Origin of the sequence: Bacillus solimangrovi, from assembly GCF_001742425.1 — a bacterium.
Taxonomy (GTDB): Bacteria; Bacillota; Bacilli; order Bacillales; family Bacillaceae_N; genus Bacillus_AV; species Bacillus_AV solimangrovi.
Genome location: NZ_MJEH01000005.1, coordinates 1 through 16350, shown reverse-complemented (window position 1 = coordinate 16350; position 16350 = coordinate 1). Strand labels below are relative to the sequence as shown.

Annotated in this window: 16 protein-coding genes, 1 tRNA gene and 1 other RNA gene; 12 read left to right on the top strand and 6 right to left on the bottom strand. The window is 34.0% G+C overall.

Annotated features, from left to right (window positions below):
• The first annotated feature begins 67 nt into the window (after nucleotides 1-67).
• From tkt to BFG57_RS02180, 9 genes are all read left to right on the top strand, one after another.
• On the top strand, nucleotides 68-2065 hold the full coding sequence (gene tkt / locus BFG57_RS02220) for a transketolase (RefSeq protein ID WP_069715837.1): 1998 nt from the start codon (nucleotides 68-70) through the stop codon (nucleotides 2063-2065).
• Between the two features lie 175 nt (nucleotides 2066-2240).
• Nucleotides 2241-2693 (top strand): sporulation inhibitor of replication protein SirA, encoded by a 453-nt coding sequence (gene sirA, locus BFG57_RS02215; RefSeq protein ID WP_069715836.1) that lies wholly within the window; start codon nucleotides 2241-2243, stop codon nucleotides 2691-2693.
• Nucleotides 2694-2778: 85 nt separating this feature from the next.
• Nucleotides 2779-3000 (top strand): YneF family protein, encoded by a 222-nt coding sequence (locus BFG57_RS02210; protein ID WP_069715835.1) that lies wholly within the window; start codon nucleotides 2779-2781, stop codon nucleotides 2998-3000.
• Between the two features lie 159 nt (nucleotides 3001-3159).
• Nucleotides 3160-4917 (top strand): ABC transporter transmembrane domain-containing protein, encoded by a 1758-nt coding sequence (locus tag BFG57_RS02205; protein ID WP_069715834.1) that lies wholly within the window; start codon nucleotides 3160-3162, stop codon nucleotides 4915-4917.
• 2 nt (nucleotides 4918-4919) lie between these two features.
• Complete coding sequence (locus tag BFG57_RS02200) at nucleotides 4920-6713, top strand: ABC transporter ATP-binding protein (protein ID WP_069715833.1); 1794 nt, start codon at nucleotides 4920-4922, stop codon at nucleotides 6711-6713.
• A gap of 120 nt (nucleotides 6714-6833) precedes the next feature.
• Complete coding sequence (locus BFG57_RS02195) at nucleotides 6834-7541, top strand: cytochrome c biogenesis CcdA family protein (RefSeq protein ID WP_069715832.1); 708 nt, start codon at nucleotides 6834-6836, stop codon at nucleotides 7539-7541.
• A 70-nt stretch (nucleotides 7542-7611) separates the two neighbouring features.
• On the top strand, nucleotides 7612-8037 hold the full coding sequence (locus BFG57_RS02190; RefSeq protein ID WP_069715831.1) for a Na(+)/H(+) antiporter subunit B: 426 nt from the start codon (nucleotides 7612-7614) through the stop codon (nucleotides 8035-8037).
• Nucleotides 8038-8553: 516 nt separating this feature from the next.
• The gene (locus tag BFG57_RS02185) at nucleotides 8554-8913 is read left to right on the top strand and encodes a response regulator (RefSeq protein WP_069715830.1); all 360 of its coding nucleotides are present in this window, start codon (nucleotides 8554-8556) and stop codon (nucleotides 8911-8913) included.
• A 183-nt stretch (nucleotides 8914-9096) separates the two neighbouring features.
• Nucleotides 9097-9567 carry a CcdC family protein gene (locus BFG57_RS02180; RefSeq protein WP_069715829.1) on the top strand — a complete coding sequence of 157 codons (471 nt, stop codon included), beginning with the start codon at nucleotides 9097-9099 and terminating at the stop codon, nucleotides 9565-9567.
• A gap of 54 nt (nucleotides 9568-9621) precedes the next feature.
• Here BFG57_RS02180 and BFG57_RS02175 read toward each other — a convergent pair whose 3' ends face one another.
• Complete coding sequence (locus BFG57_RS02175; RefSeq protein WP_069715828.1) at nucleotides 9622-10047, bottom strand: DUF2621 domain-containing protein; 426 nt, start codon at nucleotides 10045-10047, stop codon at nucleotides 9622-9624.
• Between the two features lie 135 nt (nucleotides 10048-10182).
• On the opposite strand from BFG57_RS02175, the gene BFG57_RS18770 reads away from it, so the two are divergent.
• Nucleotides 10183-10329 (top strand): hypothetical protein, encoded by a 147-nt coding sequence (locus BFG57_RS18770; protein WP_175428252.1) that lies wholly within the window; start codon nucleotides 10183-10185, stop codon nucleotides 10327-10329.
• Between the two features lie 69 nt (nucleotides 10330-10398).
• Here BFG57_RS18770 and BFG57_RS02170 read toward each other — a convergent pair whose 3' ends face one another.
• The 3 genes from BFG57_RS02170 to ssrS form a co-directional block, all read right to left on the bottom strand.
• Complete coding sequence (locus tag BFG57_RS02170; protein ID WP_069715827.1) at nucleotides 10399-11259, bottom strand: DNA adenine methylase; 861 nt, start codon at nucleotides 11257-11259, stop codon at nucleotides 10399-10401.
• 621 nt (nucleotides 11260-11880) lie between these two features.
• Nucleotides 11881-12306: a DUF2935 domain-containing protein gene (locus tag BFG57_RS02165; protein ID WP_069715826.1), complete on the bottom strand. Its 426-nt coding sequence runs from the start codon at nucleotides 12304-12306 to the stop codon at nucleotides 11881-11883.
• A 137-nt stretch (nucleotides 12307-12443) separates the two neighbouring features.
• A non-coding RNA gene (ssrS, locus tag BFG57_RS02160) (6S RNA) lies at nucleotides 12444-12641 on the bottom strand.
• 268 nt (nucleotides 12642-12909) lie between these two features.
• Between ssrS and BFG57_RS02155 the strand changes: the two genes are divergently transcribed.
• The gene (locus BFG57_RS02155) at nucleotides 12910-14472 is read left to right on the top strand and encodes a sensor domain-containing diguanylate cyclase (protein ID WP_069715825.1); all 1563 of its coding nucleotides are present in this window, start codon (nucleotides 12910-12912) and stop codon (nucleotides 14470-14472) included.
• A gap of 25 nt (nucleotides 14473-14497) precedes the next feature.
• On the opposite strand, the gene BFG57_RS02150 is transcribed toward BFG57_RS02155, so the two are convergent.
• Nucleotides 14498-15328 carry a S1 family peptidase gene (locus BFG57_RS02150; RefSeq protein WP_069715824.1) on the bottom strand — a complete coding sequence of 277 codons (831 nt, stop codon included), beginning with the start codon at nucleotides 15326-15328 and terminating at the stop codon, nucleotides 14498-14500.
• A 214-nt stretch (nucleotides 15329-15542) separates the two neighbouring features.
• Between BFG57_RS02150 and sspL the strand changes: the two genes are divergently transcribed.
• Nucleotides 15543-15683, top strand: a complete 141-nt coding sequence (gene sspL / locus BFG57_RS02145; protein WP_069715823.1) for a small, acid-soluble spore protein L — start codon at nucleotides 15543-15545, stop codon at nucleotides 15681-15683.
• Between the two features lie 83 nt (nucleotides 15684-15766).
• Here the strand turns inward: sspL and BFG57_RS18765 are convergent.
• A tRNA-Sec gene (locus BFG57_RS18765) sits at nucleotides 15767-15863 on the bottom strand.
• Nucleotides 15864-16350 lie beyond the last annotated feature (487 nt).

Genomic DNA, 16350 nt, shown 5'->3' with positions numbered 1-16350 from the left:
GTGAAATTTGTCGTAACAGTATATGATGGTAAACGATGTATGATATTTATTTGGAAGGATGAATTACATGTCTCAATCTATTGAACAAGTTTCAGTTAATACGATGCGAACACTTGCAATCGATGCAATTGAAAAAGCAAATTCTGGTCACCCTGGAATGCCTATGGGTGCTGCGCCAATGGCGTATAAACTTTGGACAAAATTTATGAACCACAATCCAAAAAATCCAAATTGGTTTAACCGTGACCGATTTGTGTTATCTGCTGGGCATGGTTCAATGTTATTATATGGACTATTACATTTATCAGGTTATGATGTAACGATGGATGATTTGAAAAACTTCCGTCAATGGGGAAGTCGCACACCTGGACATCCTGAGTTTGGGTATACAGCTGGCGTAGAAGCGACAACTGGACCACTTGGACAAGGGGTAGCTATGGCGACTGGTATGGCAATGGCTGAACGTCATCTTGCTGCGAAATTTAACAAAGATGGTCATGAAGTTATTGATCATTATACATATAGCATTTGTGGTGATGGAGATTTAATGGAAGGTGTATCTGCTGAATCAGCTTCATTAGCGGCTCACCTTAATCTTGATCGCTTAATCATTTTATATGATTCAAATGACATTTCTCTTGATGGCGATTTGAATCGTTCGTTCTCTGAGAGTGTAGAGGATCGTTATAAAGCCTATGGATGGCAAGTAATTAGAGTAGAAGATGGTAATGATTTAGATGAGATTGAAAGAGCAATTGCTGAAGCGAAAGCAGATAAAGAGCGCCCAACTTTAATTGAAGTTAAGACTGTAATTGGTTTCGGTTCACCGAACAAATCAGCAAAATCAGCTTCACATGGAGCTCCTTTAGGTTCAGAAGAAATTAAACTTACGAAAGAAGCTTATGACTGGACACATGAACAAGATTTCCATGTATCTAACGAAGTTTATGACCATTTTGCAGAGGTCATCAACGGTGAACAGACTGAAGAAGCATGGAATGTTAAATTTGCAGCTTATAAAGAAGCATATCCTGAGCTTGCTCAAGAACTTGAAGCTGCTATTGCTGGGGAGTTTCCTGAAGGTTGGGAGAAAGAACTTCCGGTATATGGTGCAGGGGATAAACCAGCTTCACGTGATGCTTCTGGTAAGACAATTAATGCGATTGCAAAGGCAGTACCTAGCTTCTTCGGTGGTTCAGCTGACCTTGCTGGCTCAAATAAAACAATGATGAATGAAGAAACTGACTTTACATCTGCTAATTACAGTGGACGTAATATTTGGTTTGGAGTACGTGAATTCGCAATGGGTGCTGCATTAAACGGTATGGCACTTCATGGTGGACTTAATGTATATGGTGGTACATTCTTCGTATTCTCTGATTATGTTCGTCCAGCAGTTCGTTTATCTGCGTTGCAACATCTACCTGTGACATATGTATTTACACATGATAGTATCGCTGTCGGAGAAGATGGTCCGACTCATGAACCAATTGAACAACTTGCTTCATTACGTGCGATGCCTAACTTGTCGGTAATTCGTCCTGCAGACGGTAATGAGACAGTAGCTGCATGGAAGCTTGCGCTTAAGAGTAAAGATAAGCCAACAGCACTTGTGTTAACGAGACAAGGATTACCAACAATTGAGATGACAACGCAAGAAGTTGAAGAAGGTGTTGAACACGGAGCATATGTTGTAGCTAAGTCTGAGGGGACTCCTGAAGCGATCTTACTTGCAACTGGTTCAGAGGTTGGACTAGCAATTGAGGCTCAGAAGAGCTTAAAAGAAGAAGGAATCAATGTTTCTGTTGTTAGTATGCCTTCTTGGGATCGATTTGAAAATCAAACTAAAGAATATAAAGAATCGGTTATTCCAAAAACAGTTAAGAAACGACTTGCGATTGAAATGGGTTCTTCTCTAGGATGGGAACGCTATGCAGGTGATGAGGGAGCTATCCTTGCGATTGATCGTTTTGGAGCTTCAGCACCTGGTGAAAAAGTAATGGCAGAGTATGGATTTACAGTGGATAATGTCAAAGCACAAGTAAAAGCGATGTTACAAAACTAAGCATCATTTTCACCCCTTATGATGATTGAATGCATAAGGGGTTTTTCTTCGACAAAACTAGTGTCTCATTGCTCCAGTAATAGACAATCATTTTTCTTTAGTTTGGGTATACTTGTCCTATAAGGAAATCTTCGGAGATAAGATTTTCATTACTAAAGAAAACGGAGGAGAGCAAATGAGGCACTATTCCATTTATTTATTATCAGAAGATGTTGCAAATGATTATTTTGGGAAAGAGCCATTGCTTTATCAACTTTTTTCAGATTATGAACGTACAAAGATGGTTGAAAGTGAACTACTTCAACGTCAAGTTGACTATATAACATTGCCAGTTTCTGTTGTTGAATTAAACTATAAACTTCAGAAGGAATTAAAACGTTATCGAGGTAATTCTTATTCATACGATAGCCATGTACATTCGTTGACACTTAGGCGTGCAGGTGGCACATCTCAAGCACAGTTATCATTGTTCTCTTCTTTTATAATATTAAATGCTAAAGGCAGTTATGAAGCAGAAACGATTTTCTTCGAGATCTTGAGAAAGTATAAATCAACATTTTTAGCAATGGATTTTGATTCTGAACGTTTTGGCTGGCTGAACCCAATAAAACAACAAAACTTTATTTAAAATAAAACTTCGTAAAAATATTGTAACTTAATGTAGGATTTAGTACACTTTAGAATAGACAACATGAAGGAGGAAAGTTTTTCGTATGTGGATTAATATTTTAATCGGTGTTATAGCATTAATCGCAGGAATTGCAATCGGTTTCTTTGCAGCTCGTAAATATATGGAGAATTACTTGCAGAAGAATCCACCAATCAATGAGCAAATGTTGCGTGTAATGATGATGCAGATGGGACAAAAACCATCTCAGAAAAAGATTAATCAAATGATGAACTCCATGAATAAATTGCAAACTAAGAAAAAGTAATATGAGAGACACTCTTAATGAGTGTCTTTTTCAATGGCATATAAAAAATTTCATGTACCGTATTGAAATTATAGCTTGCATTATTTAGAAATATGTTAATATAATGGACATATTCTAAATTTTAAGAATCATCATATTAGTATTTAAGGAGAAATGAATATGAGTGTTTTTAAGGATCTTTGGTGGTTTTTTTGGCAAGAAAGAAAAGCATATGGTGCAGGAATTCTGATGCTTGCAATAGTTGCTTTTCTTGAGTTGATTCCACCTAAGATAATTGGTAATGTTATTGACCAAATTGAACAAGGTGCTCTTACAACAGATTTGCTATTAAAGTATATTATGATCCTTGTGGGTGTGGGTATAGTTGTATATATCATCCGTTACATATGGAGAATTTTCATTTTTGGCTCATCTGTAAAGCTTGCTCGTCAGTTGAGAAATGAATTGTATACTCACTTTACTAATATGTCGCCATCCTTTTATGCACGGAAGCGCACTGGTGACTTGATGGCTCATGCAACAAATGATCTCCAAGCAATACAAGCAACTGCTGGAGCGGGAGTATTAACCTTTGTGGATTCAATTATGACTGGTGGATTCGTGTTAATTGCAATGGGAAGTATGATCAGCTGGAAGCTTACCTTAATTAGTTTAATCCCGATGCCTTTTATGGCATTATTAACAAGTTACTATGGTAAGTTGCTACACAAGCATTTTCATACAGCACAAGCATCATTTTCTTCATTAAATAACAAAGTACAAGAAAGTATGAATGGAATAAAAGTTATGAAAACATTAGGACAACAACGAGAAGACACTGAAAAATTTGTTTCTCATTCTAATGTTGTTGTTGAGAAAAATTTGCGTGTAGCAAAAATTGATGCTTTATTTGATCCGACTATTTCATTAATAGTGGGGGTTTCTTTTTTTCTTTCAATTGCATTTGGTGCACGTGAAGTTGTAAATGGAGCGATGACTGTTGGTGAACTAGTTTCATTTACAACTTATTTGGGATTATTAATTTGGCCAATGTTAGCATTTGGTTGGTTATTTAATATCGTTGAAAGAGGTAGAGCTTCATATGATCGTGTCAGTTCATTATTAAATGAAGAAGCTGTTATTACAGATAAACATTCAAAGTTTAATGAAACTGTTAGAGGCGATATTAAATATGAGGTTAGTAGATTCGCTTATGAAGAAAGTTCCGATAAAAGTATACTGAATGATATTCATTTCCAACTGAATCAAGGGAAAACTCTCGGGATCGTTGGTAAAACGGGTGCTGGAAAAACAACTCTTTTGAAACTGTTAATGCGTGAACATGAAATAGAAGAGGGCTCGATTTCAATTAATGACCACAATATTAAAGAGTACACGCTTAATTCATTACGTAGAACCTTTGGGTATGTGCCACAAGATCATTTTCTCTTCTCATCTACAGTTGCAGATAATATTGCGTTTGGTCACCCTAATGCTTCATATGAAGAAATCATAGAAGCTAGTAAAATCGCACAAGTACATGACGATATCATAGGGTTTCCACAAAAATATGAAACTGTTGTTGGAGAGAAAGGTGTTACATTATCGGGCGGTCAAAAGCAGAGGATTTCGATAGCAAGAGCATTACTTATCAAACCAGAAATTCTAATTTTAGATGACTCTTTATCAGCAGTTGATGGTAAGACAGAAGCTTCTATTCTTTCAATGTTAAAAAGAGTAAGATCACATAAGACAACAATTATTACTGCACATCGCTTAAGTGCAGTCCGTCATGCTGATTTAATTTTAGTATTAGATGAAGGGAAAATCAGTGAGCGGGGTACACATGACAGTTTAATGAGTCAGCAAGGCTGCTGGTACCGAGAGACGTTTCTTCGCCAACAGATGGAGTCGTTAGTCGAGGACGGGGGTTTTTAAACATGACCAATGGAAATGAGCAAGCAAAGATGCAATGGAGAAGTTTCAAAAGATTATTACACTACGGTTCACCGTTTAAGAAGCAGCTTAGTGTTGCATTTTTATTATTAATTGTAGCAACAGCGGGACAGCTTGTCGGTCCATATATTGTGAAAGTATTCATAGATGATTATTTGACTTTGAATTATTTTCCTACTCAACCGTTAGTGATGTTTGCAATTTTTTATATGGGAGCACACCTAATTAGTATTGTTGCAGATTATTTTCAATTATACATTTTTCAATCAGTTGCATTGAAAATCATTCATGAATTACGAATTGATGTCTTCGAGCATGTTCATAAACTCGGGTTAAAATACTTTGATAGTAAACCTACGGGTGGTTTAGTTTCTCGAATCACGAATGACACTGAGGCGATAAAAGAATTGTTTGTTAGTGTGTTATCAACTTTTATTAAAAACATAGTTTTCTTGATTGGTGTTTTTATAGCGATGTTTTTATTAAATGTGAAACTGGCATTTTTCACATTAGCGTTACTACCGATAATAGTTGGATTAACGATGACATATAGGCATTTTAGTTCTATCTTTTTCCACTCGCAACGTGAAAGACTAAGTGAGTTGAATGCTAAGATGAGTGAGTCATTACAAGGGATGGCAATCGTACAAATCTTCCATCAGGAAAAACGTTTGCGGAAAGAATTTGAACAGATTAATGATAAACATTATGATGCTGGTTTGAAGGGGATCAAACTTGATGGTTTGTTACTTCGACCAGCAGTCGATTTAATTTATATATTTACAATTATCATGGTATTATCCTTTTTTGGATTTCAATCGTTTGATTATGCTGTAGAGATTGGTGTCATCTATGCTTTTGTGAATTATTTGGAAAGATTTTTCGAACCTGTCAATCAGATGATGATGCGTTTGTCTATCTTTCAACAAGCTATTGTTGCATCTACGAGGGTTTTTCAACTATTGGATGAAGATGACTATGCACCTCAATTTAATAAGAAAGAATCAAAAGAAATTGAAAAAGGTGAAATTTCTTTTCAAAATGTGAGCTTTAGTTATGAAGGAGAGAACGATGTACTAAAAAATATCTCATTCACTGCTAAACCTTCAGAAACAATTGCAATCGTTGGACATACTGGTAGTGGGAAGAGTTCGATTATTAATTTGTTAATGAATTTTTACAATGGAGCTCGAGGACAAATTACGATAGATGGGAAACCACTATCTGAATATAATGAAAAAAGTTATCGTAGTCAGGTTGGTTTAGTATTACAAGATGCTTTTCTATTTGCAGGTACTGTTGAAGAAAATATAAAAATGTATGGTAACGATATAACAAAAGAAGATGTAGTAAGGGCATCTAAATTTGTACAAGTACACGAAATGATTGAAGGACTGCCTAATAACTATGATTTTGAAGTTAATGAAGGTGGTAGTACATTCTCAAGTGGTCAGAGACAGTTAATTTCCTTTGCACGAACAATGGTGTTAAATCCTAAAATTTTAGTATTGGATGAAGCAACTGCGAATATTGATACAGAAACGGAAGAGAAAATTCAAACAGCACTAAAGGCAATGAGAAGAGGCAGGACAACGATTGCTATTGCACACCGTCTATCGACTATTCAGGATGCAGACGAAATAATCGTTTTGCATAAGGGAGAAATTGTAGAGCGAGGAACACATGAAAGTTTAATCAGTCAGAGAGGCCATTATTATCATATGTATCTGATGCAACAAGGTAATAGCGATGAGTTATTAAAACAAGTACAAATATAAATTAAAAGATTTTAGACACAAAATTGTAAATAAATTTTCTTCGTATTGTCTGTTAGAATAAACACTGTACTGCACTTGTTAAAATGGTGGTTTGGTAAAATAGTTGTTGGAGTTGATAAGATGAACGAAGTGAATGTATTTTTGGCTTTTGGGGCTGGGTTTCTTTCCTTTATTTCCCCATGTTGCTTACCACTTTATCCTGCGTTTCTATCGTATATAACAGGTGTAAGTGTCTCAGAATTGAAGAATGAGAATGCGATGTTACAACGACGTGCGATGTTACATACATTGTTTTTCCTAATTGGATTCTCTATTATTTTCCTAGTATTAGGAATGTCAACTACATTGATTGGGAGTATTTTTATTCAATACGATGATTTAATTCGTCAAGTAGGTGCAATTTTAATTATCTTCTTCGGTTTTGTTGTTGTCGGAATTTTAAAACCCGACTTTTTAATGAAGGATAGAAAAGTAAAATTTCAAAATCGACCGTCTGGTTATTTTGGATCAGTCTTAATTGGCTTAGGCTTTGCTGCTGGTTGGACACCTTGTACAGGGCCGATTCTTGCTGCTGTTTTAGCGATGAGTGTTTCTGATCCGGGTTCAGGACTTTTCTACATGGGTGCATATACACTTGGCTTTGCGATTCCGTTCTTTGTAATGTCGTTTTTCATTGGAAGGATGCAATGGATTCGAAAAAATAACCATAAGATTGTACAAATTGGTGGATATTTGATGATTGTGATGGGTGTTTTCTTATTCTTTGATTGGATGACGAAAATTTCTTCATACTTCATTAACATTTTTGGTGGTTTTACAGGCTTTTAATATAGAGATTATATGTGTGTTATACTATAATGAATGTGTATTACGTTTCTATGAGTAAAGGGGTGACGAAATGAAAACAAATGATTTAATTCTTAAGATGACGACAACAATGATTGCTTTTGTCATCCTAGCTTTTTCATTTTATTTATTTTTCGCTGGACATAACGCACCAGGTGGAGGCTTTATTGGAGGATTAATGACATCTGCTGCATTTGTCTTAATGTATCTTACATATGGATTTGGTACGATGAAGAAGGTTGTTGTAATTAACTTTCGTACATTAATTCCAATTGGTCTTACAGTTGCAGTAGGTACGGCTATGGGTTCATTTCTGTTTGGTGTGCCATTCTTGAGTCATACTTTTAAGCATCTACATGATATCCCATTACTTGGTGACCCTGAAGTTGCTACAGCGATGTTATTTGATTTAGGAGTATATTTAACAGTTATTGGTGTTACAATGACAATTATTTTATCAATTGCTGAAGATGCTTAAAAGTTGAGAAGGTTTGACAAATGTCAACCTTCTTTCTTTTCTAATAAAATAGTATTTGTAATAGGTCTTAGTGCTTATAAGTGACGATCCATACATGAATATCATGCTGTTCCTTGTGCAAACAAAACTATCGTAAGAAGTATTTATTATAGGGTATTTCTGTGGCTTCTAACCTAATGAACAAGACTTATTATTGATAATAATTAGCAAATTTTGAAGTCTTTTCTACCAATAATTCCATTGCTATGATACTATTGTATATGATACAACTTACCTATTTTATCTCATATCAATTAACACGTATTCATCACATTTATAATTTTAATAAAATCGTAAAATAATGGTGTTGGGATATCCATTAAATAAACTTGTCGTTTTAATTGAAATGAAAAATGAATAATATGATAAATGAGATAGAAGTAAGAATACAGTTCTGTACAATAGCTATATGAAACATTTAATTGAAAATTTTTAAATAAAGTTTTAATGAAATGTGTTTGTAAGGGGGAGCGGAAAATGGCAAGGCTTTTAGTAGTAGATGACGCGAAATTCATTCGTTTAACGTTATCGAATATTCTAGAAAATGGTGGACATGAAGTCGTTGCTGAGGCAGAGAATGGTCAGGAAGCAATTGAGTTATATGATAAAGTAAAACCGGATCTTGTTACGTTGGATATTACGATGCCTGTAATGAACGGTATTGAAACGGTACGAAAAATTAAGTCAATAGACACTCAAGCAAAAATAATTATGTGCTCTGCGATGGGCCAGCAAAGAATGGTAGTTGAAGCAATCGAAGCTGGTGCAAAAGATTTTATCGTTAAACCATTCGATGAAACAAGAGTACTTGATGCAATTGATCGTGTATTAGAATAAGGGTGAAGCCATTTAAGAGCATTTCGTATGTTCTTAAATGGCTTATTTTATTCATTTCAATGATAGCATCCAAGTTTATTAGACAATCATCTCACATTTCATACTAAAAAAGATGAAAGTGACGTTGAAAAACGTTATACTATATATGCACTCAAGAGATTGTATGGAAAAGGGTTGAGAAGTATGTATGTTGCATTAAGTTCAATTGCTGCCGTATGTATGGCTATTATCGCATTAATCATTCGGATGAAGGCAGCAAAAAAGCCTGCAACAGTTAAGAAGATAATATTACCGCCTCTATTTATGAGTACCGGAGCACTTATGTTCGTATTACCTGTTTTTCGAGTAACTCCTGCTCAGGTACTTGAAGCAATAAGTGTTGGCGCTTTGTTCTCGATAGTTTTAATTAAAAGTTCTAAGTTTGAAGTGAAAAATGGTGATATATATCTTCAACGTTCTAAGGCATTTGTTTTTATTTTACTAGGTTTACTTATATTTCGGATTATCCTAAAATTAATCTTAGGTCAATATATTCCATTTGGTGAGACAAGTGGTATGTTCTTCTTACTGGCATTTGGAATGATTGTTCCTTGGCGAATTGCTATGTATGTGAAATATCGGAAGCTCGAAAGGGAGTTACATATAAAAGCATAGGTAAAAACCTCGTTATGATTCGTAAAGAAGCATAACGAGGTTTTTTAAGGTTATCTAAAATAATTGTTCATACGGAGCAAGGTTTATTTGCTTTTCTTTAAGTGTTTTTATCAAAAATTTATGATCGCGTTTTGGTGTTGCAATAATGTATCCACGAATGACTAAATCTTGAGAAATAACCGTTGCATTTTCTTTCAATGCAAGTTCTCCAATTTTTCCAGCGATCTTTTGTCTAGCTACATCACGAAAGAGCTCTGGTACAGGTTGCACAAGCTCTTCTAGGAAATCCTTCTGACCCTGTGGCCATAAGTGTCTCGTTTGATTTATGTAATCTTCTTCCCAATCCAAAATTGATTTTCCATCTTCTTTAGGTAGTCGCTTGAGAAACTTACGAAACATGAAGTATCCGCCAATTGCGAGAGAGCCAGTTAAAAAAACGACCCAAAATAAAATAAACCATAAAAACCATCCTGAAAGCACGTTCATCACCTCTAATTTAAAACCCATTTCTACAATAATTATATTGACGATATTAATTGTAGCAGGTTCATCGTAAAACATAAATAAAAAGAATTTGATTTGGTTCATACTAAGAGTGAAAGGAGGTTTTTAACGATGACAAATAAGAAAAAACGGCAAAATCATAACGGTAGCCAGAAGGGAAAGCCTTTTAGTGAAGCTGCAGTTGGTAAGAATGTAATTGCAGAAGAAGATTTAAACAAGGCGATACAGCCTACTCGTGCAAATATGAGTGATGGTTAATTAAGTTGTGAGTATAAAATACGAAGCGATTAGTAAGTTGCATTATCGCTTCGTATTTAGGTTGAATTTTTAATTATTTCCATCAAAAAGAATTACTGCTTCGAAGATTTTGCCTCGGGAATTTCCTTTTGAATTAATAATCCTAGATGCTTGAACGGTTTCGATTCGAAAGTCACGATACAGTTCTCGAATGTATGGCGTATATGAGTTAGATAATATTATATGGCAACCACGTTCAGCAAGGTTTATGAATACATCTCGTAACCTTTCTTGTTCATCCATTCCAAATCCAGTTTTAGAATAGCCTGTAAAGGATGATGTTCGATTTATAGGAACGTAAGGTGGATCAAAATAAACGAAATCACCTTTTTTCGCATCAGATACTGTTTCTGCAAAGTCATCATTTGTAATCGTCACCTGATGCTGATTTAAATATGTGTTAACTGAACGCAATACTTTTTCATTAACGATATTGGGTAGTTTGTATTTTCCGAAGGGAACGTTAAATTGACCCTTTGAATTAACTCGGTATAAACCGTTGAAACACGTTTTATTTAAATATAGAATGCGTGCTGCTCGCTCGATATTTGTCATTGTATAAATTTTATCAATTCTATCCCATTCCCGAACTTTATAATAGTAATCTTTATTATGGTTTAAGGTATGTTCATCTAATAAATGTAATAATGCATCTACATCTGTTTTGATTGAACGATAGACATTAACTAGCTGTTCATTTACATCATTTATAATAGCTGTTTTGGGTGCTAAGTCAAAAAGTACTGCACCAGCGCCAACAAAAGGTTCGTAGTAAGTATCAAATGTTGTAGGGAAATAGTTTCTTAAGATAGGAAGTAATTGTCGTTTACCCCCAGCCCATTTTAAAAATGGTTGAAGGTGTTTAACTTTTCTCTTATGTACTCGACTCAAAGTTTCACTCCTCTATTATAAAACAACTAGTCTTTCTACTCCTTTAAGTATACAATACATGAAAATTAAGGAAGATGGAAGTGTACTAATAATCGTTTAAATAATGGAATACAAGTTAGGTAACATAAAATGTAAGACAACTATGTAACTTTTCCTTTAGGATATATTTTACTATTAATCTGATTTTGATATTTTAATCCTTTGTGGTTAGTGTTTTATTTTAAAAAATTACTTTTCAAATCATTGGTTTTACTCGTTTATTATTAAACAGTTTTTTGAATCATTTACTTATTATATGTAAATCTTCATTAAACGAAGTTTTTATTCCTTTGTTTTAAATGTAGAAAAAGATTATTTCATAGATATCTATAGCATAGAAGAGGAAAGTTAATAGTTATATAAGATGACTTACAAATTTAGTGTTTTTTACAATTAATTGTGGTGTGATATAATGAAAAGATAAAGATTGACAAATAGGACTGTCAATCTTTATCTTTTCATTATTCAATTACGTGATTAGGTTTAACATACACATGTGATTTTACTTAATTACTTATTCATAGAGGTTTATAGTATTTGTTATTAAGACATATTGTATTCATTTCCTAAGTGTGTTGCTTCTTAATGATTGTACAATAGTGCTTGTGAAATCCCTACGAAATATTCTGATTCTCTTATGATATGATCTAATACCACTTTAGCTGTTGAATTTTTACTAACTGCGGCACTTTCCGTTTTAATTTGTTGGCACAGTTTAATAAAGTCTAAACTTTGCTGTAAGCAGTAATGTGTAAGTTGTAAGACGGATTGTAGTAATTGTTGTGGTATGTAGTAGGCTGAGCGGTTAACGGTTTCGATATAACGGATTACTTTCTGGTGTGTTTTTGAAAGAGCTTCTTCCCATTTCAATAATGCATTCACATATTTTTCTTCTAAAACAGGGATAAGTTCCCTAATAACAACGGTATGTTCGACTTCTTGTTGCTTCCAAAATTCAGCTTCATCTAAAATTCGCAATGGCATTTGATGCCCGTAATAAAATTGCATACATAGTTCCTCCTTTTAATAGTTTCTACTAATCATATGGAGGAGACATAGAAGATATGAATTTCATTAGTTATCGTATCTGTTAATTTTTCATACAAAAAACCAGTTTCTAATCGAAACTGGTTTAAGAATTCATGGTTTCAGCCGTATTTGCCGTAAGTAATTGATAAGAAAGTTTTAAACCACCACTTCTCAAAGTGGGTGTTCGCAAAAGTCTTCATGCATGCCCTCTTTGGTATATAACCAGAGGTATGTCAATTCAGCTTTGATGTAAAACTCCCTATTATAGCGTAAAGGTTAAAACTTTATTATGCTTACGCACAAAACAGCTTGTGTTCTTATAATACATCAATCGTTCAACTTAATCAATGTCTTAAACATATTTTTTATAGTAAATCGCTTTCATATAGAGAGGTGTTGAAAATATGCATATAGATTAAAATATATAGTGAGGTTATAGTATTTTGCCTTTTAAATTAATCTTCAATAAATGAATGCATGAAATATATTGATATATCTTGAATGGTGTTGGTATTTTATAAGATATTTGGTAATCTATAGTAGATAGTATTCTATTATTTGATTAAAGAGAGTAGGATTGAGATGCTCACGAAAAAAGGTATAAAACTTCGTTATGCAATTGGTATTTTAATTATCATAATAGTAATATGTACTGCTGTTGTGAGTGGATTTGCTTCGAAAAATGCCTTGAAAAAGTCACTAATGGAAAATTATTTAGAAAGTAATTATAACTATGCTAAGAAACTATCAACAAGTACAAGTGATTTGTTTAATGATTTACAGCAAAATTTAAATATTATAGGTGAAATAGCTGGATCGGATGCATTAACTCAAAAAGATTTAGATGTATGGAGATCTGCAAATAATAAACATTTTAATTCAATTTTCATTACTGATAAAGAAGGATTCATTCAATTATTAAGTCCTGAGAAGATTCAGTACAAAGGTGGAGTTGTAGTAAAGTCAGGCACTAAAATTCAATCAGATACAGTCAAAAAAGCATTAGCTATCAAACAATCATTTATATCTGATCCCTATCGAGCAACTTCTGGTCAAATGATCATGCTTATTTCTTCTCCTATTTTTGATAGGTTCGGTCAATATAAGGGTCTTGTGGGTGGTACGATCTATCTAGAGAGTGATAGCGTATTGAACAACACTCTCAAAGAACATCAATACGCAAATGGTTCATATGTATATGTCGTAAATAGGGATGGAAAGTTAATATACCATCCTGATTCTGATCGAATTAATGAAGATGTTTCAGAAAATAAAGTAGTGCAGCAGTTAATGAAAGGCAATAATGGGTCATCTGTCATTACAAATGTAAGAGGGAATGAATTTTTTGCAGGATATGCGCATGAAGAAACGACTGGATGGGGGATCGTATCTCAGACGCCAACTGATGTGATTGAAGATCCTCTTCATGAACTGTTAACGCAGATGTTTTTCCGTTCTCTTCCATTAGTAGTGTTGATTTTGCTACTCTCATGGATTCTAGCTAATACCTTAGCTAAACCTATCAATAGTTTAGCAAAGTTCTCAGAGGACGCAATTACTCATAAACAACATATTGTTCCTAAGGACTGGATTAATGGACGAATACATATTTATGAAGTCCATCAACTTTACCATCATATTAGTAATCACTTAAATCTTCTCCATTCTGAAGTACAATTAGATGGGCTTACTCAATTAGTCAATCGTAAAACATTTGATATAGTGATCAAAGAATGGATAGATGCAAACATGTCATTTGCAATTATTATGTTGGATATTGATCATTTTAAAAAGGTAAATGATACATACGGTCATTTAGTAGGAGACGAAGTATTAAAGTTTCTAGCATCAATAATTAAAAAGGTAGCAAGAGAAGATGATTTGTGCTTTCGATATGGTGGAGAAGAATTTGGTATTTTAGTGAAACATATTAATGTGGAGGATGCCAAAAAAATGGCAGAAAGATTACGACAAAAAGTTGCAGAAACAGTAAGTCCAACTGGACAGCCTATTACAATTTCTCTTGGAGTTACTGTATACCGAGAAGAAGACATAGATGAGAAGATAATCATCCAAAGGGCAGATAAAGCTCTATATTGCTCAAAGGCTAATGGAAGAAACAAAGTTACAGTTATTAATGAATGAAGTGGAGAATTACTGTTCTCCACTTTTATTTTTTTTTCAATAAACCTGAAACTTGGTCATGAAATTCATAAGTAGGTACTGCAAATGCTGTTGGTTGCTCACTATCTAAACTACGTGCATAGATAACTGCAATAACTTTACCATCTGAGTTAATAACAGGGCTACCGCTATTTCCACTATATATTTTTGTTTGGATGGACAATGTTGGGATGTCTAAAGATGTATTATTGCTTAAACCAATAACTGTTCCTTCACTTGCAATGTGGCTGTATGATAATGGATTACCAATAATATAAACTGAGTTATCAGCCTCCCAATGTTTTTCCCACTCGACATTAAGAAATGGTAAGGGACTTTGAGTTTCTATTGATAGGATAGCAATGTCTTTTTCTGGTAGTGTTTCTTGAGTTGTACCTCGAAAAGATTTTCCATCTGGAAATCGAATGACGCTTTCCCTAGATTCCTTCACGATATGGTAGTTTGTTACAATTAAACCATCATTAGAAATGTTAAAACCAGTACCTTTACGATTTTCTGAATTGACGAGGACAACTGCTTCCTTAGATGTTTGAATCAATGTTTTCTGAGAAAGCTGATCTGACTTAGGTACAAATTCAAAGGCAGGGATATTAAAGAAATTAAGTAACGTACCAGCAGTACTAAAAAATAAGAAAAGTGCAATTAAACTTATAATTAGTTTAGAAGAACTTGAAGGTTTTTCATTTGTCTTTGATGGTATTCTATACCCGTTCTCAAATGAATTCTCTATTTCTTCTGTTTCTGAAAACAATTCGGTTTCATATTTTTTTATGTCTTCTATATGTCGATCTATTGCTCTTTGTTTTTCATCGTTCATAAGTTTAGACCCTCATTTCGTTGCATTGTGGACATACGTACTATTATAACGGAAATGTTTGATGAAAAATGAGTATTAGATAATTTGTATACTTATTTGCGTTAAATAGCAATTTGATTTGAGAGCTAACCTTAATAAGACGTTTTCAACTTCATTTAAATGGATAATATTATTTTGAAGTTATGGGGAGCTTAAGGGTTGGAGGTGAATGGTTATGTCACATAGAAAAAACAAAAACCGTGGTGCTCAGGATCGTGGTATAAATCCACAAGGACAAGCTGAAGATGCTGAATTCTCAGCAAATCCTAAAAGCGAGTTAGAAAATAAAGCGAAGAAAAGTAATACAAAGATTTAAATATTCAAATACCCCGTTCTTTTTTGTTAAAGAACGGGGTTAAATTATTTTCAAATTGAAGAATGAGAGAAATTATATAGTGTTGGCGGGACTGTATGGGAATCGAACCCACCGAAGACGGCACGCGCCTCCCAGACGGTTTTGAAGACCGCGGAGTGCACCAGCAACCCAACCAGCCCCATTAAAACGTGATATATTAGCGTTTTGAGGGAACATCATATTACATGCATACTTACTATTAACAAAATTTCTCATAATTGACACGATTAATTATACTGTCTTTACGTTCAAATCACAAGTATTTAAAAGGGTGAGAATATTTCTGATCCCCCAAAAAAATTTGCGATGTTGAGGGAATATAATGATCAATTTAAAATTGTGATTTTTTTAAAATATATGAACTATTTTTGTTGTTTTTACTTGAATCAATTTCATAAATTCAAAGCCTTGCGGCTCATAGGTTCTAAGACATAGAAAAAGGAGTACCTCCCCAAATGTCGATTGAGTAAGCGACTAAACGAACTCTTGAGACAAAAGGGGGACTCCTTATGACTACTATACGACATATATGTTTTTTTGACCTGCAAGATTTATATGATTTAGAACCTACCAAGCGATTTGAAGCAATTTTTTCAGAAATTGATATTGATCCTCTTATCTATGTCTT